Origin of the sequence: Chryseobacterium fluminis, assembly GCF_026314945.1 — a bacterium.
In the GTDB taxonomy this organism is placed as follows: domain Bacteria; phylum Bacteroidota; class Bacteroidia; order Flavobacteriales; family Weeksellaceae; genus Chryseobacterium; species Chryseobacterium fluminis.
Window position 1 is genome coordinate 2893105 of sequence record NZ_CP111121.1, and the last position, 20584, is coordinate 2913688.

The window sequence follows — 20584 nt, forward strand, 5'->3', positions numbered from 1 at the left end:
CTAAGCTTTAACCGTCAACTAAACATAAACAAATATTTCCATCACAATGAATTACAGAATAGAAAAAGACACCATGGGTGAAGTGCAGGTGCCTGCGGACAAGTTTTGGGGCGCACAGACAGAACGTTCCAGAAATAATTTCAAAATAGGCCCGGAAGGTTCGATGCCACACGAAATTATAGAAGCTTTTGCGTATTTAAAAAAGGCTGCAGCCTTTGCCAATTCTGATTTGGGAGTTCTGCCTGCAGAAAAAAGAGATATGATCGCCAAAGTATGTGAAGAAATTCTGGAGGGAAAGCTCAATGACCAGTTTCCTTTGGTAATCTGGCAGACCGGTTCGGGAACACAGTCTAATATGAATGTAAATGAAGTGGTTTCCAACAGGGCACATGTAAACAATGGCGGAACTTTAGGAGACAAATCTGAAGTACATCCCAATGATGATGTCAACAAATCTCAGTCTTCCAATGATACTTATCCGACAGCAATGCACATTGCAGCTTACAAGAAGGTAGCAGAAACCACGATTCCCGCTGTTGAAAAGCTGAGAGATACCTTACATGAAAAATCGGAAGCTTTTAAAGATATCGTTAAAATCGGGAGAACCCACCTTATGGATGCTACTCCATTGACATTAGGACAGGAATTTTCAGGGTATGTTGCCCAGCTGAATTATGGAATTAAGGCACTAAAAAATACGCTGCCCCATCTTTCTGAACTTGCTCTCGGGGGAACAGCGGTGGGAACCGGTCTTAATACTCCCAAGGGATACGATGTGAAAGTGGCAGAGTATATTGCAGAATTCACCCATCTTCCCTTCGTCACTGCAGAAAATAAATTTGAGGCATTAGCTGCTCATGATGCGATCGTGGAAACTCACGGAGCGTTAAAACAACTGGCCGTTTCTTTATATAAAATCGCTCAGGATATCAGATTACTGGCTTCAGGCCCCCGTTCGGGAATCGGAGAGATTCATATTCCCGAAAATGAGCCCGGTTCATCCATCATGCCGGGAAAAGTAAATCCTACACAAAATGAAGCGATGACCATGGTGTGTGCTCAGGTTTTAGGAAATGACACCACTATTTCGTTTGCCGGAACCCAGGGAAATTACGAACTGAATGTCTTCAAACCTGTGATGGCCTACAATTTCCTGCAGTCTGCCCAGCTGATTGCTGATGCCTGTATTTCATTTAACGATCACTGTGCCGTTGGAATAGAGCCTAATCACGAGAGAATTAAAGAACTGGTTGATAAATCCCTGATGCTTGTCACAGCGCTGAATACCCATATCGGATACGAAAATGCAGCAAAGATTGCAAAAACCACCCACAAAAACGGAACTACCTTAAAAGAAGAGGCTGTAAACCTGGGTCTTTTAACCGCCGAGCAGTTTGATGAATGGGTAAGACCTGAGGATATGGTCGGAAGTCTGAAATAATGATTAAGTAAACATAGATTAAATGTAAGAGACCCCGGAGAAATTCTGGGGTTTTCTATTGTCACGGTATTATACCTGCTTAATATTTTAACTAAGTATTTTTTAGAGTTAAAATTTTTCATAATTTAGTGATTAAATACAAATCATTATAAAACAAAACATTATGAAAAATCTAAAGAAAATCACCAGACAAAATCTAAAGGAGGTATTGGGCGGCCATACCTGTCCCGGAAACCTTATCCACCTTACCTGGAACGGTTATCACGCCTGCTGCATTACTCCTCCGCCAGCCGGAAACCCATGCAACGGAACCTCATGCCTGATCCCTGTTGATATGTGTGACGGAGGTATTGGCTGATAAGGAGTACATAATTTTAAATAAAAATGCCGGAAAACTGTTCCGGCATTTTATCTTATGAATGTTAAATCACTGCTGTAGCGTTGCAATATACCCCTTTAAACCATCTCTGCAGGTTTGGAAACCTGATCGGCAAAATACTGTTCCAGATCTTTCAGCGTTTCAGGATTGGTCTGGATATCTTTCACAAGCACTCCCTTATTCACCACTACAATACGGTTACATACTTCTGTCGTATGTGAAAGGTCATGGCTGGAGATCAGGAAAGTTACCCCATCATGTTTTGACAGTTCTTTGATTAAGTTTTTCAGTTTGATCTGGGTGGAGGGATCAAGATTGGCAAAAGGCTCATCCAGAATAATAATTTCAGGATTTCCGATAATTGCGCCTACGATACCCACTTTCTTCTGATTTCCTTTTGAAAGATCTCTGACGTATTTTCCTGAATTTAAAATCTCTCCGTTAAAAAGATCGTGAAACTGTTTTAAAAATTCATCCACAGAAGCTTTATTCTGCCCTCTGAGCTCTCCGATAAAATAAAAATATTCTTCCGGCGTAAGATATCCTATCAAAAAAGTATCGTCTACAAAGGCTGATACTTTCTTTTTCCAGGCTTCAGATTCATTTACTTTTATTCCTTCAATACTTACAGAACCTGTTGTCGGCTGAATCAGATCCAGCATCAGACTAAAAAGCGTTGTTTTTCCGGCACCGTTATTTCCTACGAGTCCGAAGGTTTCTCCGTTCGGAATTTCAAGATTTTCAATATTGAGAACAGTAGCTGTTCCGTATGTTTTTGATAAATTGTTTATTGTGATCATATTAGTCTTTGTTTTTAAATGCTTCCAGTGTCGTATATTTTTCTACCTTATAATGCTTTACGATGATATCGAAGATTTTTTCCCGTAACAAAAAACCGATGAGTCCCATGATCGCTACACTTATCACCCCGGCAGTGATTCCGAAGAAATGCTGTACAATACCGAAAACAGCCATCGGTAATAACATTTTAGGGATCAGGAGCAGTAAAGATTTCAGATTAAAACTGTTTTTCTGTCCGAATCTTTTTTCCTTGGAATTCAGATCGATCTGCATTTTATTAAATGCTCCGGACCAGAGGGTAAATTGGGAATTTACACCGATATTATAAATTCCTGCCGCAAAGAAAGTCACATACATTTCCCAGCCAAAATAAGCATAGCAAACAGCCAATACCATAGATGCCGCCGTTACCATGTTCATCAGCCACCATTTTGCTTTTAAGTATTCTTTGTAAGGAACGTTCAGTGTCATCATCAAAGGATAATAGGAACTGTCGAATGCCGGAACCCTTTGTCCGAAAAGAAACTGAAAGCCTCCCGTTACAAAAAGTCCCATAAACATAGTCATTGCCGGCGTTTTATATATCGGAGACGAAAACATCAGCATTCCATAAAACAGAAACAGAACACTGCCCAATAAGATTCCTTTGGTTACTTTATTCCGTTTCAGCATTTTGATATCGTTATTGATAAAAGTTCCAATAGCGCCATATTTGTTCAGGAAAGCAATATTTTCAGTTTTGCCAACCGTTTTCTTAGCTTCTAAACCCTGATCAAGATAAAATACCTTTCGGATGTGTGTAAAACAGATCTGCCATAAACCTGCAAACAGTACCACAGAGATTAAGGCGAAATAAGGTCTTTCATAAAAACCGAAGAAAAACTTTTCTGAATATTCCAGTACGGGCACCATATTATAATAAGTAAGCCCCGCAACCGCTGCGAAAATACATCCGACAATAACGGCTACTGTTTCTTTATCGTTGAAAAGGATATTAATAAAATTATTAAGGTAAAACAATAAAGACACCCCGATAAACCACGCCAGAACACCTAAAGTATCATATCCGTTAAATAAAGCGATCCCGGAAAAGGTAATAAAAAACAGAGAATTCAGCCAACTGAAAGCAGACAGGAAAGTCTTGCTCAACATATAGTTCACCAGTGTTTTCTTAGGAATATTTAAAGTAAGAAAGGGTTTGATATTCTGAGTGGGCATTTCCTGCCACATGTATTTTAAAATGAGATCGACTGCCCAGGCCGCTATTAAAAATTTAGAAATGATTTTTAAAGCGTTTTCGTGCATTTCCTCCTGGATGTAATAAAAGGCAATAAACGCACCTGCCACCAAACATCCCATAAAATAAAGAATTCCGATAAACCGGAGGATCTTCATCGCCAGATTGATTCCCAAAGAAGAACCCCGAAAAAAACTTTTAAACTCTAATCTCAGGAATTTTAAAAACATAGTTATCTTTTTCTACATTAGTAAGGATATTCTATGATATGTTACAAATTTTCATGACCAGCCCTTAAAAAACTACAGCAAGAGACCGTTCCACAACTGGTGAAACGGTCTCCTGATACTCTATTTTTATGAAAAGAAGATTATTCTTTTACAATTCTTATATTTTTTCTTGTATTTTGATATTGTAATGCAAGAACATACGTTCCGTTTGGAAGACTGCTTAAATCAACAGACTGCTTTGGACCATAAAATACTTTAATAACATTTCCTCCAAGTCCAATTACTGAAATACTGAGAATTCCTTTAGGATCTTTTATGTTGATTACATTTTTAACAGGATTCGGATAGACCAGTGAATTGGCAGTAATATCAGGATTTGTTGCCGGCACTTCTACATCTTTTGAAATTGCTATATCATCAATATAAAGATTGTATTGTCCTGCATCAGAGACTGCGTTAAAACCGAAGAAATAAACGCCGCTGCTTGAAGGTTTGATGGTGGTTGTAAAAGTCTGAGCATTGCCTCCGGAGATTGAAGTCATATCGGTTATAATGGTGTTCATTGCAGAAGCAGAGGCAGAAGTTCCGCATGCAACTTTTAGCTTTTCTTTGAAATTCTTATCATTATTACCATATTTAAATGATATTCTGTAAGTAACATCGGCTGATAAGTTAATTCCCTGGGTATAATACCAGACATTGGCAGCTGAAGAAGGATGATATTTATAGGCTAGTACATTACTTGAAAAACCATTGGCATTTAAACGGGCGGTCTGCCATTCGTTCCCGGTTCCGACGTTCTGTACTGTTCCGCATATTGGCAGCAACGGACTTCTTGCATTTTCGAAGTCTTCCTTATAAGGAACTTCGGCAATAGCACATCCGGTAATGAATTTTACAGGATTAGACCAATCACTTCTTGAATCAGCTCCACATACAGATCGTACCCACAGGTAATACTGGGTTCCCGGTGTAAGATTCAGGCTCAATCCCGGAGTAGTAATATTATTAATGACAGGAAGAGTCTGAGCAGAAGGCTCTGCAGGTGCTGTACTGTAGTATATTTCGTATTTGCCGGAAGCAGAAGGCAGCCATGATACAGAAGTTACCCCAGGTACCGGTGAAGGCGCAACTGCTGGTGTTCCAGGCTCAGCACATGTCGAATTGATATCAATGTCAATGTCATCTACATATAAATTTTCCTGGCCGGCTTGCGAATATGCATTAAATCCGAAATAATACACGCCGCTTACAGATGGCGTGAAAGTACCTTTAAAATAATTGATATTTCCTCCTGTTACAGAAGGGAAGTCCGTAATAACATTGGTCATTGCAGCAGCAGCAGCAGAAGTACCATAAGCAACTTTAAGCTTTTCTGTACGATTGAGACTACTGTTTCCGTACTTGAATTTTATACGGTAAGTGGTATTAGCCGACAAATTAATTCCGCGGGTATAATACCATGATTTGGCCGGTTGAGAAGGAAAGGATGCCCTATACGATAAAACCTTACCGGAGAATCCGTTCGCATTCACAATACTAGTTCGCCAGTCATTTACGTTGCTCCCCATATTTCCTAAATGGACTGCTTCTCCTGTATTTTGCACAGTGGTACATACAGGAAGAGAAGGAACATGTACGGTTTCGAAATTTTCTGTGTAGGGTACATTTACTGCACTACATGGTGGAAACACAGAAGTGGTCACGCTTTCCCCCGGAGCTACAGCTTTTCCGGGTTTCGCATCTGGTAAAGTGATGTTTGCCAAACCATGTGCAAACAAAACACTCGTGAATAATAATTTTAACATAAGCATTATTTTTTGTGTTTTTTAAATATAGTAAATATTTAAATAAAACTAAAATTAAATACATATATTTAGTTAAAACGACAATATGGTTAAATATTTAATAAAAATAAGTGCTTTATTAAAAAAATATTATTCTAAAATAAAATTTCAATTAATGCTATATCTGAAAATAAATACTAAACAACAAAAAAAATACCTCTATTTGAGAGGTACATTTAATATTTAAAGTTTTTAAGATTATTGAGTGGTCATTAAGCTGAAAATTTCTGTTGAAAGATCTGCAATTAAACCAAGATTAAATTTCGTTACCAGACGGATGATTGTCTCAAAGCTACATACACGGTTTTAAAAAAGCTACGAAAAGGGCCAAGAGATCCTATCCTCAGCCATTACAATTATTTCTTAAGATTATCAATTTCAAACCCTGAATTTTAAACTTATGCTTCGTATTATCAAATGTATATTCCCCTCATTAACCAATCAGCTCTTTAGCCTGCGCCAACGCCGCTTCGGTAATCTTGCTTCCTGAAAGCAGCTGGGCAATTTCATTAAGCTTTTCCTGATCGCTTAAAGGAATAATGGTGGACTGCGTTTTGCCGGCAATATCCTGTTTGACTACTTTATAATTGTCGTTTCCTTTAGCAGCCACCTGTGCCAGATGAGAGATCACAATTAACTGCATGTCTTTTGACATTTCACGCATCAGATTTCCAATTTCCTCAGCTACTTTTCCCGAAACTCCGGTATCAATTTCATCTAAAATAAGTGTTGGAAGTTCGTCACTTTCCGCAATGATTTTTTTCACTGCCAGCATTACTCTTGACCTTTCCCCTCCTGAAATGGCCGTTTGGATAGGCTTTAAAGGAAATCCTGAATTAGCCTGAAATAAAAGCTGAATATTTTCTCTTCCAAAGGTGTTGAATTCCGGTGAATCCCACAATTCGATATCTACTTTTGCTTTTTCAAGACCTAACTGTTTTAATAAGCGTTCTGCTTTTTTAATAAAAACAGGAACGCTTTTCTTTCTGTTTTTTGAAAGTTTTTCGGCGAGAGACAGAAGTATTTTTTCCTTATTTATAATTTTTTCTTCAATTTCTGCAATCGTTTCTTCGAGTTCCGAAGCTCCTTTCTGGTCTCCGGACAGCTGATCCCGGATTTCTTTCAGCTCATCCACATCTGAGGCGTTATGCTTAATGAGCAAACTGTTAATTTTATTATTGAATTCGGATAGTGCAGCCAGGTTGGCAGGATTTATTTCAATTTTTTCAGCTTCATTTTCGAGTTCGGAGATGATATCTTTCAGATCTACAAAAGATGTTTCCAGCCTCTCATTAAGTTCGGCAAAGCCATTGGAAACTTCTGCAATTCTGGATAATTTATTTCTGGCCTCATTGAAGAAGGATAAGATCCCCACTTCTTCCTGATGAAATCTCGACAGCACCTGGGCCAGATTCTCAGAAATCATTCCTGCATTTTCCTGAATAGAAAGCTGATTCTGAAGGTCTTCGTAATCTACGTCATCCAGCTGCAGTTCTTCCAGTTCATTAAGGAGAAACTGCTTATAATCGCTTTCTCTGTTATTTTCGAGGAGCTCGGTCTGATATTTTTTAAGCTGAATTTTCAGACTCTGAAAATCTGCAAACTGATTTTGGTAGTCCTCTACCCATCTTTTATTTTCCGAAAGTCCGTCTATAATTTTAAACTGATACTCAGAAGTGAATAAATTGGAAGTTTCAAACTGGGAATGGATGTCAATAAGCCTGGATGATAATTCCCTGAGAACATCCAATGTGACCGGAACATCATTGATGAACGCCCTGGACTTCCCGGAAGGCAAAATCTCCCGTCTGATAATCGTCTGGTGCTCGTAATCGAGGTCATTTTCTATAAAGAATTTTTTGAACTGATTGTTGAGCGCAAATTCTGTCTCCACCACACTTTTTTCTTCCGCTTTCGAGATGGACTTTACATCGGCCCTTTCTCCAAGGATCAGCCTTAAGGCTCCTAAAATAATAGATTTACCGGCTCCCGTTTCTCCGGTAATCACCTGTAAACCATTGTTCAGTGATACTTCAAGTGTATCAATAAGGGCAAAATTTTTAATGTAAATTCTCGACAGCATGGATTGGTAGCAGATTATTTGGCTATGACAAATATAGAACTTTAGAGGTCAGGATTCAAACATGATTTTACTTCCACTTATTCCATTTTTCGGAATATTTCGGAGAAATGGTGTTCATGAGCTGTTTAAGGTCAGTCATCGGAATATTTCCGTTATTTCCGGAATTGAAAATATTAAAGATCTCATCATTCTTATTGTCCATAAAAGTATTGAAGAAGTAACTTTGCTGGAAGGTATTTTCGTAGTTTTTTAACTGGCTGAGTGCATCATAAATAGCTCTTTTGGCCTGCGTCTGATCCTGATTAAATAAATTATCGAGTCCTGCCCTGTAGTACGTGTATGCAGTGGCGCGGGTCTGGCTCCAGCTCGGGCTCATAATTTCCTTAATTAAAATAGAACGGCTTCTGGGCTCATTAATCTGTTTCCACCCGTCATAGGTGTTCTGAGATTCTCCGTTCTGGGCAATCTGCTGAGCTTTCTGAAACCATTGGGTGCCTCCCATTGACTGAAAACTATCTGCATCGTAGCCTAAAATCGTGTAGACATAAAAGCCGATGATATCCACTAAATTTTTCCCCGAAAACTGTCTTTCATTGAAAATGAGGTTTTCATTTTCAATATAATCGAAGGAAATTTTAGTATCCTGAACATTCAGCAGCGGTGATTCATATGATGAATTGTAAACCGGTCTCACGGCCTGAACCACCATATCACCCGAAAATCTGTTTCCGTTTCTTTCTTTAATAACCAGGGCGAATCCACATTTTATCTTCTCAAAATTCTGAAGTTTTCTCCCTGTCCAGCTTGTATTGTTAATAAAATCTCTGAGACTTTTCTCCAGAGCTTTGTAGGCAGACTGGTTACTTCCTCCCAACTGCTGGGAATTAACCTGTACGGTAGCCAGCAATTCCTGAGAAAACCCCATCGTAGATATGAAAAGCAGTAAAAATAAGCTTATGATCTTTTTCATTATTAAGTAAAAATTGAGAACGGAAATTTATTAAAATTATTTTAAAAGTTGATCCTCAACGAAATTGAGAATATCTGTAGCAACTTCGGCTTTTGATTTGAGGTTAAATTCTTTCTTTTCCGTCTTTGTAAATATTTTAATTTTATTGGTATCATTTTTAAAACCGGCTCCTTCATCACGCAGCGAATTCAGGATAATCATATCGAGGTTCTTTCTGTGAAGCTTCCCGATTGCATTTTCTTCTTCATTCTGGGTTTCCAGAGCGAAACCCACCAAAAACTGATGTTCTTTCTGCTCACCCATGGTTTTAAGGATATCCGGATTTTTAACCAGTTCAATGGTTAAATTCTCATCATTCTTTTTAATTTTTTCTGTGGCAACTTCTTTCGGAGCATAATCTGCCACGGCTGCACTCGCAATAGCGATATCTGCGTGTTCATAAAACTCAAAAACCTTTGCCAGCATTTCTTTTGCAGAAACCACTCTATGCACCGTCACATTCGGATCATGGATATTCTGAACACTGGGTCCCAAAATAAGAATAACTTTTGCGCCGCGCTTTGAAGCCTCTTCAGCCAGAGAAAAGCCCATCTTTCCTGACGAATGATTTCCGATAAACCTCACAGGATCAATCGATTCATAAGTTGGTCCTGCGGTAATCAAAACGACTTTATCCTGCAGGGTCTTTCTGTCATTTTTATTAAAAAATTTTTCAACAGCGTTCGCAATTGTTTCAGGCTCCGCCATTCTTCCCTGACCGACCAGCCCGCTTGCCAGCTCTCCGTTCTCAGCAGGAATAATGGTATGTCCGAAGCTTTCGGCCAATTCTATATTTTTCTGGGTCGATGGGTGTGCATACATATCCAAATCCATCGCCGGAGCTATAAAAACAGGACATTTTGCAGACATATAGGTGGCAATAACCAGATTATCACACATTCCGTAAACCATCTTTGCCAAGGTATTGGCCGTGCAGGGTGCCACTACCATGACATCAGCCCATAAACCGAGCTCCACATGACTGTTCCATGTTCCGTTATCACCATAAAAATCTGAATAGACAGGCTTTTTCGATAAGGTCGCCAGACTTAATTTTGTAACAAAATTTTCTGCATCCGGCGTCATGATAACCTGGACTTCAGCATTCTTTTTAACGAAATCTCTTATCAGAAAATGAATTTTGTATGCTGCAATACCTCCAGAAACAGCAATGAGAATTTTTTTCCCGGAAAGACTCATGTAGTTTAATTTTTTAAAATACTAAATTACTTATTTTTTCGCATAAACCTGTTTCCTAACAACAAAGGTCATAAAAAGAAATAATCCTTTTATGACCTTCACATATAAAAAACACGAATGTTTATTTTCTTTCTTCTGTTTTTCTGAAGTAGATATCTTCATTCAGCCATTCTTCAACAGCGATCGAAGTTGGTTTCGGAAGTTTTTCGTAATGTTTGGAGATCTCGATCTGTTCTCTGTTTTCGAAAACTTCTTCCAATGTAGAATTGTGAACAGCAAATTCGTCTAATTTGTTGTGTAACTCAGTACGAATTTCAGCATTGATCTGCTCTGCTCTCTTTCCCATGATAACAATAGCTTCATAGATTGAACCTACTTTATCTTCAATCTTATCCTTATCGTAAGTGATAGTATTTACTTCTGCTTTTGTATCTTTTACACTCATTTTGAGAAAATTAAATTATTTTAAGATCGCAAATTTACGAATTATCTTTGAATTTTGAAAGTCGCCGCCGGAGGAGGGGTATTTATTACCGCACTATCCCTCTGGATCTGCATTGCTTTCTTCTCGGCATCTACCTGATCCTTCATCTGCTGCTCTGTTTTATTCTGCGCAGCCAGCTTATCCGCTTCTTTTTTCTGTCGGGCTGTTAAAGCTGCAATTCTGGCTTCTGTATTCTTTTTTACAACAACGAAATCTTTCTTCTCTTTCTCCAGTTTTTGTCTCAGCTCCAAAGCTGTTTTGGAATATTCTGTATTTGGAAGATCTTTTTCGACCTGTCTGGTAAATGCCAGCGCATTATCAATACGTTCATCTTTAAGATCATAAATTGATTTTACCGCCAGCTGGTAACGGGATTTCATCATATAATCATAAATTTTCGGACGGAGTTTTGTACTTGGAAAATCTTCCAGTACATTTTCCAAAGCAACGTTTGCCGCTTTATAATCCCCCATATTGAAATACTGTCTTGCGTTTTCGTATGCTTTAAATTCAAGCTTGTAAGACAACTCATCGATTAATGTTGTGATATTCTTGGATCTTTCAGAGTTCGGATAATTGTTTAAGAAATCCTGAAGTTCGTTTATAGCAAGCTCCGTGCTAGTCTGATCCAGATTATAATCCATAGACCCTTCGTAATAACATAAAGCCGACATATAAGCTGCCTCTTCTGCTCTTGGATCTTTCGGAAAACTTACGGCAAAGTTCTTAAACTGGTGTCCTGCCAGTTTAAAGTTTTTATCGTAATAATTTGCATAGGCCGTATTAAAACCTACATTTGGAAAATCATCCGTTCCGGCAACAAGATTGGCAAGTCTGTCATAAAGAGCCAGCGCATTTTTCCATTTCTTTTTAGCAAAATTATCATTTGCTGCTTTTAGAATGAAATTTTTATCAGCACTTTTCATTGCTTTTTCCTGCTGACTCACGCATGATGCAACCACCGCTACAGCAAAAAGACCTAAAATATATTTTTTCATATAAAAAATTCAACAGTTTTCGGACTATACCACCGATTTACTAATTTGCAAAAATATAACTTTTTTGCCAATAGATTTTTTTTTATGATTATTTAACGTAATTTTAGTCTGCCGTGTATCCCAAAATAGCAAAAACACTAAGCAAGAGATTCATCCTTACCTTTTTCTCCGCTTCTTTAGCATAGGTTTCCTCACTTTTACTCGGAACATACAGTTCGTAAAAATTTTTATTGCGGATCACAAATAAGGTTGACCCGATAATGGTGGTGAGGATATCTTCCGGTTTGGGAGTAAATGTGAAAACACCTGAGGCGACCCCTTTTTTGATCACATCATCCAGTTTTTTGACAAACAGCTGATAGAAATCCAGCAATTCATCTTTGAGATTATCGGTATGGCGCAGTTCCTGGGTAACAAATCCGTGGAAATAATTGTATTTAAATAACTGCGAGACAATATATTTTATGATTTCTTTCATCTGCATTTCCGGTTTACCATCTTTAATGGTATCTGCAAATTCAGAAAAATTCTCTCTTGTTTTTAAAACCCGGTACTGATAGAGATAAGACATCATTTTCTCTTTTGATCCGAAGTAATAGGAGATCATTGCCACATTAATATTGGCTTTGGAACAGATATCCCGCACGGATGTTCCTTCATACCCTTTTTTCGCAATTAGTTCCTCTGCGATGTCTAATATGTGAATTTGTTTCTCAGTAAATTTTTTTTTCATAAAGTGCTGCTTTCAGGTAAAGTTAAGAAATTTTTAACAAATTTATAAACGTTCGTTTAATAATTTTATATTAATTCTAAATAACCTTATTTTTGACAAATGGAATTTTTTGATTTTCATCACCATAAGAATAATTTGAGATACGGTGTTTATAATGTAAACCTCAGAGAAATTCCTCCGGATTTCCCATATTCTATAGGCATTCATCCTAAAGAGATTGCTGCCGATGCCTTAGAGTCTCAGTTTGACTGGCTGCGTTCCAATATCGACAGTCACTGCTTTGCCATCGGGGAATGCGGACTGGATTCTTTTTCGGAAACTGATCAAAAAATTCAGGAAGATGTTTTTTTAAGACAGATTGAAATTGCCAACGAACTTAAAAAACCATTGATCATCCACTGTGTAAGAAAGTTCTATGAAGTCATTTCCTTTAAAAAATACGCAGAACAGTCTATGATCATTCACGGTTTTAATAAAAAGCACAGTATCGCAGAAGATTTACTTAAAAATAATTTTTATCTGAGTTTTGGAAAAGCGGTTTTGTATAATTTATCTTTGCAAAATACTTTGAAAATGATTCCTCTGGATAAAGTGTTTCTGGAAACGGACAATGATGATTTTATAATTGAAGAATTATATCAGAAAGCATCAGAAATCAAAGGGATTTCTTTAGAGAGATTAAATGAACAGATTTTAGAAAATTTAGAGACGATACAAAATGGATAAATACTGGCTGGAAAGAACGGAGCTTCTGATAAAAGAAGAAGGATTGGAAAAACTCAACAAGGCAACTGTTCTGGTCGTCGGCTTGGGAGGAGTAGGCTCTTTTGCTGCTGAATTTCTTGCAAGAGCCGGAGTCGGTAATATGACCATTGTAGACGGTGACACCGTAGATATCACAAATATTAACAGACAGTTACCCGCACTGCATTCTACTATTGGAAAGCATAAGGTAGATCTTGTTGCAGATCGTCTTTTAGACATTAACCCAACGCTTAATCTGGTAAAGATCAATGAATTTCTAAATCCTGAAAGAATGGACGAAGTATTGGATTCTGCGAAATTTGATTACGTTTTGGACTGTATCGACAGCGTAACGCCAAAACTTTCTTTAATCATTGCCGCTAAAAGAAGAAGAATAAAGATCGTGAGCTCTATGGGCGCGGGCGGAAAAACCGATCCCAGCAAAGTCATGGTAAGAGATATCAGTAAGACCGAACATTGTCACCTTGCCAGACAGGTGAGAAAAAGGCTGAAAAAAGTAAAAATTGACAAAGGGGTACGTTGTGTTTTTGCCAATGACATTCAGGATGAGGAAAGTCTGAAAATGACCGACGGGACCAATTATAAAAGATCTTTTTACGGGACCATCAGTTATATGCCTGCCATTTTTGGTCTTTATACGGCTTCGGAAGTTATCAATCATTTGCTGAAAGATTAGATTTTCACATGATCTCTATTTTTTTTGAGGTTCTATACACAAACATTGCCGGAATTAAAATTAATGACAGCAGTAAATCTCACACAGTCAGCCCAAATCAGACGGAGTATCAAAAAACAATAAAATATGCCTTATATTTACCATCCGTAAATGACAGATTCCAAATATCCCAGAGCAGAAAAGCTGAAAGCTAAAACTGAAATTGCCTTACTTTTTGAAAAAGGCAAATGGAGAACCTATGGAAACCTTAGGATCATTCTTTTAAAAGATAAGCCTGATTTCCCGGTAAGCTCTGCAAAATTCTCGGTTTCAGTATCTAAAAGATATTTTAAAAAAGCGGTACACAGAAATCGGGTAAAGAGGCTTCTCCGGGAATGCTACCGTATGAACAAAGACCTTTTCAAAGAAGCGTTCGGAGAAAAAACCGTGGCGATGCTTTTCTGGACTTCTCCGGAAATGCCCAAAAAATTTCAGGACGTGGAAACACAGTTTATCAGGCTTTGCCAGACCCAGAAGAAATCTTAATTCTTCTTTCCCGATATATTAGGGTCTTCTCAATCTTTCAGTTTTCATTGGAAATATTTTTTTTGTAACTTTCAGGGAAACAAATCATCCGAAAAATTAATATGTTAGAAAATGTTCCCTATCTATCCTATATTCTAAGTGCTTTTATAGGTATCGGCTTAGCTGCCGCCAGTGGATTCAGGGTTTTCCTGCCTTTATTTGCCGTGAGTCTGGCCTCGTACTTCCATTGGATCCCTATGAGCGAGCAGTTTGAATGGCTTACCGGGCTTCCTACTCTCATTACAACAGCAATAGCGACAGTGGTTGAAGTTCTGGCCTATTACATTCCTTTTATTGATCATCTCCTGGATACGGTATCGGTTCCGCTGGCAACAATTGCCGGCTCTCTGTTATTTGCCAGCCAGTTTGCGGGTATCGGGTCATTTTCACAATGGGGCCTCGCATTAATAGCGGGAGGAGGAACTGCAGCTACGATAAGTTCGGGCTTTGCGGGGATTCGTGCGGCCTCTACTGCCACAACAGGAGGATTAGGAAATTCTGTGGTGGGAACTACAGAAACGGCCGGCGCCGGGATTATGTCTATTTTAGCAATGGCTGCTCCTGTAATTGCTGTGATTTTTACGATCATCACAATTGTGTGCATTATAATTCTGGGAAGAAAAGCATGGAAAAAATTAAGAAGCAGAAAAAAAAGGGTTCATCATACATAAAAAAGACCAGGTTTATCTCCCAGTCTTTTCTCTTGTATTTCTTTTTAATTGTATTTGCTGATAAACTCCGTATCCAAAAGGAAAGAGCAGTGTTACATATCCGCGTAGCAATGCCTGTTTCCGGGATAAGTCAGGATAAAACATGACGGAAAACAAAAAACCCAGCATCAGGTAAGCTACCGTAAGCCCTATGATCTTCCTATTCATCCTGTATTAATTTTTGCTTCTGAAATCTTTTATTTTCTGAATTCTTTCTTCAAAATAGGCTTTCTTTTCCGGTGTTTTCTTAATTAATATTTCAAATGCTTTAATGGCTTTTGTATACAATTTCTGTTCAAAGTACAAAGTGGCGAGGGTCTCGGTCATTAAGTGAGAAATATCGTCGTTTCTTTCTTTGATAACATATGCAGACTCTTCTTTCAGCTGGGAAATTCTGGGGTTGTTTTCGATAAAGGTTTCAATCACTTTATTCTTAATCTCTACAATTTCTTTTTTGTCTTCTACCGGCACAGGTTCTCCCTCATGTCTGTCGATTTTAAGCCAGCTCTGCCATGTATTGATGAATCCCGGAACATTGCTGTCTGCAGGACTTTTAACTTTCACTTCAGGATTTTCCTGCTTTTCTTTCTCTGTATCGGATACAGGTTCAGGTTCGGTTTTTTCTGAAGACCATCTGGAAATATCAGAACTGAAGAAAGAAACATTCATGACCGGTGCTTCATTTTCCTTTTGTTCCGGTATTACTGATTCTTCCTCAATTTCAGAAATATGGTCATTCATTTCCTGTTTCTCCTGATCTTCCGTTATTTCCCGAACGTCGTCTTTTTCAGGTACTGTGTTTTCTTTTTCTGAAATTTCAGGTTCATTAACTTTTTCTTCCGGTTGAGAAGCTGTTTGTTCTTTATTGATCAGAGAATCCGGAACATGAGCTTCAAAACTCATAGGTTTCCACTCGTTTATAATTTCTTTCTCCGCTTCAGGCTCGTGAACTATAATTATCTCCTCATCCTGAGCATCCTGCGTGGTTTCTGGAACTTTCTCTTCTATTTCTTCCTCAGCGGAAACGATGTCAAAATTCTGGGTTTCAGCGAAACTGATATTATCATTACCGGCGGTCTCAGGCTCATCTGTTTTCTGCTCATCAGAAACCTTTCTGCTTTCCTTCATTTTCCTTTCTACCTGCTCAATAAGACGTCTTATTTCCTCCTCATGTTTATTTAAAACTCCTGCAGACGTTTCCTCATTTTGAGACTTCTGCTGGTCTCCCGGTACCTTATCCGGATCTGCCTCAGAATTGCTTTCAACAGGTTCTGTATTTCCGGAAATCAGTTCGGGTTTCTCCACTGTATCAGAAGGAATGGTCACGTCAGGCAAAAAAGACTCCGTTTCATGAAAACTGATATCAGATTCTTCTTTAACGGTATCTTTAACCTCTTCCGAAGCTATTTTATCTCCATCAATGATGGTTTCCGAAGTAAATTCCACCTCTTCTTTCAGGAGATGTTCTGAATTTTCACCTGAAATAATCTGTTCTTCTTTTTCTTCTTCTGTATTTTGTTCCGGAGTATCTGGCGAAATATCTATGTCAGCTATTATAGATTCTACTTCACTAATGCCGGTATCTGATTGAGCTCCTGTAATTTCTGTATCTGATTTATTTTCAGATCCGGTATTTTTTTCAGAACCTGATTCTTCTTCAGCAGCCAGAGGCTCTGCAGATACATCAGAAGCTGTTTCCTGATCATCATTTTCTATCTGAAGAGATTTCGGTCTGTACGTTACAATAGATCCGGATTCGAGTGTAGATTCAAGATCTATGGTTTCATAATTTTCTTCGCTGAGGAAATTTTCTTCACCTTCAAATAAAATTCTGTTTCTTTCACCATTTACATAAACCTCTACAGATTCCGGGGTGTTATTTTGGACAAGACTTGCCGCTTCAGCATATTTATTTTCCGCTGCTGTCTTCTCTGAGAATTCATTTTCCGGAATTTCTGACGGTTCCAATTGCTCAATAGGGGCCAAGGCCGGATTTTCAGCAGGAGCTGCTGTCTTATCTTCTCTTTTTAACGGAAAATTCTGACTTTTATAAGTATAGCTGAATGTATTTTTGGGAGCCTTTGTTTGTTCTTCAGCGACAAGTTCTTCTGCTGTATTTTGTTTCTGGTGTATTTTACCATTGATCAGCTGATATAGTATTTTTTTATCTGTGGTATAGGCTGCCGTTGTGGAAAGCTCTTTCTGATAATTCGCTTTATCATAAAGGTGAATACCATAAAGATGCAATGCCCTGATATTTTGAATAAACGGAAAAGAATCAATCTCTTCTTTCAAAAGATTGAGGTCTTCTGACTGAATATTTTTGGGGTTCTTTAATAATTCTAAAACTCTAGGATTCATCTTACCAGTTTGCTACAATATCGTTAAAAATCTTATTGATAATTCTATCGGTTACAATTTTAACCTGTGAATTTTCTATATCACTCTGAGATAGGCTATTATTGAAGACTGCTTCATCAGAATAGGTCCTGTCGAAACTGGAATCCGGATGAATTTTGTTTTCATAGTGCACTTTCACGGTAATTATCAGTTTGTTCTGAGATTCATTGATCACTCCTCCTGTCGTGGTGGTAGTCGTCGTTGAGCTGATTGTCGTAGGAGAAATAGAGTAATCCGTGATCTCACCTTCAATCAGAATATCAGGATTTTCTTTCGTTCCTTTTAAGGTTGTCCTTTGTAAAAACCGGTTTTGAATATCCGTTGAAAACTGCTGAGATAAAGCAGGATTCACCAGAGCGGCATTGTTTGGAAATTCATTGATCTGAACCGTTTTCTCATCTGTAAGAGATGACCCTGTAAAAGAGTAGCATTGCACGAACAATGTAAGGATAATAAACCCGAAAATTAATTTTGTTTTACTCATAAACCAATCTTTTGATTTTGCGTTTCTAAAACGTCTTTAAAACTCATGTATTTAATGCAAAGCCCAAGCGGAGCAGTAAGAAAAATACCGATACCACATGCCAGAATACCTATCTGTGAAATAACTCCTGCAAGAATCATGAAAATAAAAATCATCCAGAAGTTCTTTTTGGCAATTTTCCATGATAAACCAAAGGCTTGTCTAACACTTTGAACTCTGTATACTGAAATAAGCGGCTGCACAAAATAAAAAGATACAGAAAATGCAAACATCAATATTATAAAGAGGCAAAACCAGATTATAAATCCTCCGGCAAATAATGCTGAGCCTACAGCACCGGGATCGTTACCATATTTTGCAGCTGCCAGTAACGGAATTAATGAGAACTGTACCGGGATCATTAATATAAAGACTACCGCCATAAGTAATATCAATAACTTAAAGTACACAAAGAAATCTGTAAAATCAAAAATATCACCGGCCTGTACAGGTTTTCCTTCGTCAGCCTTTTTACAGATTTTATAAAAGTTTCCGATGGCCAATATTCCGCAAAAAGGGATAATGCTCATTATAACAGCTAAAAGGGTCGCCAATACAAAGCCTCCAATATCTTTTTTAAACAGATCAATTCCTTCGGAAATATATTTTCCTATGTTGAAATTATATCCTTTGTTTGTTATTAAATCAAAGTTCCCCATGCGTTTATTATTCCTCTAAGTTATACTGTTTTATTTTTCTGTATAAAGTTCTTTGCGAGATTCCCAACTCGTCAGCAGCTTTATTTCTGCGTCCTTTATGTTTTTCCAGTGCCTTGATAATCAAATCTTTTTCATTATTCTGCAGAGATAAAGATTCTGGTCTGTTTTCCTCAATTTCAATATCTTCAAAATCCTCATAACTCTCTTCAGGATTCGAAATAATGGTAGGATTCTGCACTGCAGGATGATGATTCTCTTCAAAATACATCAGAGAACCCGGACCGGCATTCTGCTGCGGTTCAGGAGTATAGATCCTGTTAATCAGGTTTTTCTCATGATTGCTCAGATCTGCGGCGCCACGATTTTTAATAAGCTCCGAAGTTAATGATTTTAAATCATTAATATCACTTCTCATATCGAAGAGAATTTTATACATGATTTCTCTTTCGCTGCCAAAATCCGTCTGTTTTGAATTATTGGGCTGGTTGACTACCATAGGAAGATGAGTTTCCATAGGAATATATTCTGCCAGCTTATCTACGGTGACATGCCTGTTCCTCTCCACCACGGTCATCTGCTCTACCAGGTTTCGCAACTGTCTTACATTCCCGGGAAACGTATAATTTTCTATATAATGTACTGCGCCCGGATCCAGCTCAAGCTCAGGCATTCTGTATTTTTCAGCAAAATCTATGGCAAATTTCCGGAACAGCAGATGGACGTCTCCTTTTCGTTCTCTTAAGGGCGGCATATCAATCTGTACGGTATTTAGACGATAATACAGGTCTTCACGAAATCGTCCGTCTTGAATGGCCTTCATCATATTCACATTGGTAGCCGCTACGATTCTTACATTTGTTTTCTGGACCTGTGAAGAACCTACTTTCATGAATTCTCCGCTTTCCAGTACTCTCAGTAAACGAACCTGTGTCTGTAATGGAAGCTCGCCCACCTCATCAAGGAAAATAGTTCCTCCGTCTGCTACTTCAAAATATCCTTTTCTGGTTGCTGTAGCTCCTGTAAAGGCCCCTTTTTCGTGACCGAACAATTCTGAATCGATGGTTCCCTCCGGAATGGCACCACAATTGACAACAATATAGGGCTGATGCTTTCTTTTGGATTCCGAATGAATGATTTTAGGGATAAATTCTTTCCCAACTCCACTTTCCCCGATGACCAGCACGGAAATATCTGTCGGAGCTACCTGAATCGATTTCTCCAAAGCGCGGTTTAGAGCTGGAAAATTCCCGATAATTCCGAAACGGTTTTTTATGTTTTGTAATTCGATACTCATAAGTAAAATTTAGATTATTGATTTGAGGCGGATCTTCGTAATAAACTGAAAATCTTTTAATTAGTTAAATGAATTTGTTATAAATTTTAACTGATTGCTTCCAAATAATCTTTGTTTCTTACTTTTGAAACCTTGCTTTTAAAAGATATGATTTCAGCAAAGCCATGTTGTTTGCCAAGTTTTTCGAAATTATATAAAATCCGACAATCTCTCTCTTCTTCTAAATCTATAAGCCAGAGCTTATAAAAACTGTGGTTATTCTGACGGTTTGGAAAGATATTTTCAATGAGATCAGCCGCATTTTGCTTCTGATGTATGGCAAAATGACCGACTTTTTTCTGAGCTGAAAGTTGCTGAGCCTTCTGACAGTCCTGTGAGATTAAGAGTTTTGTATAAAATTCGTAAAGTTTCTTATAATCTTCATGATCAGCACTTCCATGTCCTATCTGTGCCGAAACATTACTGCATATGATTACCAATAAAACACTGAGGCAATATTTCTGAAACTTTTCCATTGTCTATTACAGGTTATTGTTGATAATTTTTACGAT

At 38.0% G+C, this 20584-nt stretch carries 21 protein-coding genes; 6 read left to right on the plus strand and 15 right to left on the minus strand.

Annotated elements, in window-relative coordinates; genetic code table 11:
* The first annotated feature begins 46 nt into the window (after positions 1-46).
* Together fumC and ODZ84_RS13175 are read left to right on the plus strand one after the other, a co-directional pair.
* Positions 47-1441: a class II fumarate hydratase gene (gene fumC, locus ODZ84_RS13170; protein WP_266172800.1), complete on the plus strand. Its 1395-nt coding sequence runs from the start codon at positions 47-49 to the stop codon at positions 1439-1441.
* Between the two features lie 163 nt (positions 1442-1604).
* Positions 1605-1799, plus strand: coding sequence for a bacteriocin-like protein (locus ODZ84_RS13175; protein ID WP_266172801.1), 195 nt, complete (start codon positions 1605-1607; stop codon positions 1797-1799).
* A 98-nt stretch (positions 1800-1897) separates the two neighbouring features.
* Here the strand turns inward: ODZ84_RS13175 and ODZ84_RS13180 are convergent, their stop codons facing one another.
* The 9 genes from ODZ84_RS13180 to ODZ84_RS13220 all read right to left on the minus strand — a co-directional run bounded on the left by ODZ84_RS13180 (position 1898) and on the right by ODZ84_RS13220 (position 12442).
* Positions 1898-2620 (minus strand): ABC transporter ATP-binding protein, encoded by a 723-nt coding sequence (locus ODZ84_RS13180; RefSeq protein WP_266172803.1) that lies wholly within the window; start codon positions 2618-2620, stop codon positions 1898-1900.
* Position 2621: 1 nt separating this feature from the next.
* On the minus strand, positions 2622-4088 hold the full coding sequence (locus ODZ84_RS13185; protein ID WP_266172804.1) for a DUF5687 family protein: 1467 nt from the start codon (positions 4086-4088) through the stop codon (positions 2622-2624).
* Between the two features lie 140 nt (positions 4089-4228).
* A complete protein-coding gene (locus tag ODZ84_RS13190; RefSeq protein WP_266172805.1) occupies positions 4229-5896 on the minus strand; it encodes a T9SS-dependent choice-of-anchor J family protein in 1668 nt (555 codons plus the stop codon).
* Between the two features lie 472 nt (positions 5897-6368).
* Complete coding sequence (locus ODZ84_RS13195; protein ID WP_266172806.1) at positions 6369-8018, minus strand: DNA repair protein RecN; 1650 nt, start codon at positions 8016-8018, stop codon at positions 6369-6371.
* A 67-nt stretch (positions 8019-8085) separates the two neighbouring features.
* Positions 8086-8988, minus strand: a complete 903-nt coding sequence (gene porD / locus ODZ84_RS13200) for a type IX secretion system protein PorD (protein ID WP_266172807.1) — start codon at positions 8986-8988, stop codon at positions 8086-8088.
* Between the two features lie 36 nt (positions 8989-9024).
* Positions 9025-10227, minus strand: coding sequence for a bifunctional phosphopantothenoylcysteine decarboxylase/phosphopantothenate--cysteine ligase CoaBC (coaBC, locus tag ODZ84_RS13205; protein WP_266172808.1), 1203 nt, complete (start codon positions 10225-10227; stop codon positions 9025-9027).
* A 121-nt stretch (positions 10228-10348) separates the two neighbouring features.
* Positions 10349-10672: a DNA-directed RNA polymerase subunit omega gene (locus ODZ84_RS13210; RefSeq protein WP_266172810.1), complete on the minus strand. Its 324-nt coding sequence runs from the start codon at positions 10670-10672 to the stop codon at positions 10349-10351.
* A gap of 41 nt (positions 10673-10713) precedes the next feature.
* Positions 10714-11709 (minus strand): outer membrane protein assembly factor BamD, encoded by a 996-nt coding sequence (locus tag ODZ84_RS13215; protein ID WP_266172811.1) that lies wholly within the window; start codon positions 11707-11709, stop codon positions 10714-10716.
* Between the two features lie 103 nt (positions 11710-11812).
* Positions 11813-12442 carry a TetR/AcrR family transcriptional regulator gene (locus tag ODZ84_RS13220; RefSeq protein WP_266172812.1) on the minus strand — a complete coding sequence of 210 codons (630 nt, stop codon included), beginning with the start codon at positions 12440-12442 and terminating at the stop codon, positions 11813-11815.
* A gap of 99 nt (positions 12443-12541) precedes the next feature.
* Between ODZ84_RS13220 and ODZ84_RS13225 the strand changes: the two genes are divergently transcribed.
* The 4 genes from ODZ84_RS13225 (at position 12542) to ODZ84_RS13240 (ending at position 15118) form a co-directional block, all read left to right on the plus strand.
* Entirely contained in the window at positions 12542-13168 is a 627-nt protein-coding gene (locus tag ODZ84_RS13225; RefSeq protein WP_266172814.1) for a TatD family hydrolase, read from the plus strand.
* Positions 13161-13883: a tRNA threonylcarbamoyladenosine dehydratase gene (locus tag ODZ84_RS13230; RefSeq protein WP_266172815.1), complete on the plus strand. Its 723-nt coding sequence runs from the start codon at positions 13161-13163 to the stop codon at positions 13881-13883. The genes ODZ84_RS13225 and ODZ84_RS13230 overlap by 8 nt, the downstream gene beginning before the upstream one ends.
* Before the next feature lie 150 nt (positions 13884-14033).
* On the plus strand, positions 14034-14408 hold the full coding sequence (rnpA, locus tag ODZ84_RS13235; RefSeq protein ID WP_266172817.1) for a ribonuclease P protein component: 375 nt from the start codon (positions 14034-14036) through the stop codon (positions 14406-14408).
* 101 nt (positions 14409-14509) lie between these two features.
* Entirely contained in the window at positions 14510-15118 is a 609-nt protein-coding gene (locus ODZ84_RS13240) for a DUF4126 domain-containing protein (RefSeq protein ID WP_266172820.1), read from the plus strand.
* Positions 15119-15130: 12 nt separating this feature from the next.
* Here ODZ84_RS13240 and ODZ84_RS13245 read toward each other — a convergent pair whose 3' ends face one another.
* From ODZ84_RS13245 to ODZ84_RS13270, 6 genes are all read right to left on the minus strand, one after another.
* The gene (locus tag ODZ84_RS13245; protein ID WP_266172822.1) at positions 15131-15325 is read right to left on the minus strand and encodes a hypothetical protein; all 195 of its coding nucleotides are present in this window, start codon (positions 15323-15325) and stop codon (positions 15131-15133) included.
* Between the two features lie 6 nt (positions 15326-15331).
* A complete protein-coding gene (locus ODZ84_RS13250; RefSeq protein WP_266172823.1) occupies positions 15332-17518 on the minus strand; it encodes a hypothetical protein in 2187 nt (728 codons plus the stop codon).
* Between the two features lies 1 nt (position 17519).
* Positions 17520-18041, minus strand: coding sequence for an LPS assembly lipoprotein LptE (gene lptE / locus ODZ84_RS13255; protein WP_266172824.1), 522 nt, complete (start codon positions 18039-18041; stop codon positions 17520-17522).
* The gene (locus ODZ84_RS13260) at positions 18038-18739 is read right to left on the minus strand and encodes a hypothetical protein (protein WP_266172825.1); all 702 of its coding nucleotides are present in this window, start codon (positions 18737-18739) and stop codon (positions 18038-18040) included. Before ODZ84_RS13260 ends, lptE begins: the two co-directional genes overlap by 4 nt.
* A gap of 7 nt (positions 18740-18746) precedes the next feature.
* Positions 18747-20033 carry a sigma-54 interaction domain-containing protein gene (locus ODZ84_RS13265; RefSeq protein ID WP_266172826.1) on the minus strand — a complete coding sequence of 429 codons (1287 nt, stop codon included), beginning with the start codon at positions 20031-20033 and terminating at the stop codon, positions 18747-18749.
* An 86-nt stretch (positions 20034-20119) separates the two neighbouring features.
* Positions 20120-20548 (minus strand): hypothetical protein, encoded by a 429-nt coding sequence (locus ODZ84_RS13270; protein WP_266172827.1) that lies wholly within the window; start codon positions 20546-20548, stop codon positions 20120-20122.
* Between the last annotated feature and the right edge of the window lie 36 nt (positions 20549-20584).

Excerpts from the sequence above, each read along its gene's own strand:
- fumC (WP_266172800.1), top strand. The coding sequence starts at position 47 with ATGAATTACAGAATAGAAAAAGACACCATGGGTGAAGTGCAGGTGCCT.
- ODZ84_RS13175 (WP_266172801.1), top strand. The coding sequence starts at position 1,605 with ATGAAAAATCTAAAGAAAATCACCAGACAAAATCTAAAGGAGGTATTG.
- ODZ84_RS13180 (WP_266172803.1), bottom strand. The coding sequence starts at position 2,620 with ATGATCACAATAAACAATTTATCAAAAACATACGGAACAGCTACTGTT.
- ODZ84_RS13185 (WP_266172804.1), bottom strand. The coding sequence starts at position 4,088 with ATGTTTTTAAAATTCCTGAGATTAGAGTTTAAAAGTTTTTTTCGGGGT.
- ODZ84_RS13190 (WP_266172805.1), bottom strand. The coding sequence starts at position 5,896 with ATGTTAAAATTATTATTCACGAGTGTTTTGTTTGCACATGGTTTGGCA.
- ODZ84_RS13195 (WP_266172806.1), bottom strand. The coding sequence starts at position 8,018 with ATGCTGTCGAGAATTTACATTAAAAATTTTGCCCTTATTGATACACTT.
- porD (WP_266172807.1), bottom strand. The coding sequence starts at position 8,988 with ATGAAAAAGATCATAAGCTTATTTTTACTGCTTTTCATATCTACGATG.
- coaBC (WP_266172808.1), bottom strand. The coding sequence starts at position 10,227 with ATGAGTCTTTCCGGGAAAAAAATTCTCATTGCTGTTTCTGGAGGTATT.
- ODZ84_RS13210 (WP_266172810.1), bottom strand. The coding sequence starts at position 10,672 with ATGAGTGTAAAAGATACAAAAGCAGAAGTAAATACTATCACTTACGAT.
- ODZ84_RS13215 (WP_266172811.1), bottom strand. The coding sequence starts at position 11,709 with ATGAAAAAATATATTTTAGGTCTTTTTGCTGTAGCGGTGGTTGCATCA.
- ODZ84_RS13220 (WP_266172812.1), bottom strand. The coding sequence starts at position 12,442 with ATGAAAAAAAAATTTACTGAGAAACAAATTCACATATTAGACATCGCA.
- ODZ84_RS13225 (WP_266172814.1), top strand. The coding sequence starts at position 12,542 with ATGGAATTTTTTGATTTTCATCACCATAAGAATAATTTGAGATACGGT.
- ODZ84_RS13230 (WP_266172815.1), top strand. The coding sequence starts at position 13,161 with ATGGATAAATACTGGCTGGAAAGAACGGAGCTTCTGATAAAAGAAGAA.
- rnpA (WP_266172817.1), top strand. The coding sequence starts at position 14,034 with ATGACAGATTCCAAATATCCCAGAGCAGAAAAGCTGAAAGCTAAAACT.
- ODZ84_RS13240 (WP_266172820.1), top strand. The coding sequence starts at position 14,510 with ATGTTAGAAAATGTTCCCTATCTATCCTATATTCTAAGTGCTTTTATA.
- ODZ84_RS13245 (WP_266172822.1), bottom strand. The coding sequence starts at position 15,325 with ATGAATAGGAAGATCATAGGGCTTACGGTAGCTTACCTGATGCTGGGT.
- ODZ84_RS13250 (WP_266172823.1), bottom strand. The coding sequence starts at position 17,518 with ATGAATCCTAGAGTTTTAGAATTATTAAAGAACCCCAAAAATATTCAG.
- lptE (WP_266172824.1), bottom strand. The coding sequence starts at position 18,041 with ATGAGTAAAACAAAATTAATTTTCGGGTTTATTATCCTTACATTGTTC.
- ODZ84_RS13260 (WP_266172825.1), bottom strand. The coding sequence starts at position 18,739 with ATGGGGAACTTTGATTTAATAACAAACAAAGGATATAATTTCAACATA.
- ODZ84_RS13265 (WP_266172826.1), bottom strand. The coding sequence starts at position 20,033 with ATGAGTATCGAATTACAAAACATAAAAAACCGTTTCGGAATTATCGGG.
- ODZ84_RS13270 (WP_266172827.1), bottom strand. The coding sequence starts at position 20,548 with ATGGAAAAGTTTCAGAAATATTGCCTCAGTGTTTTATTGGTAATCATA.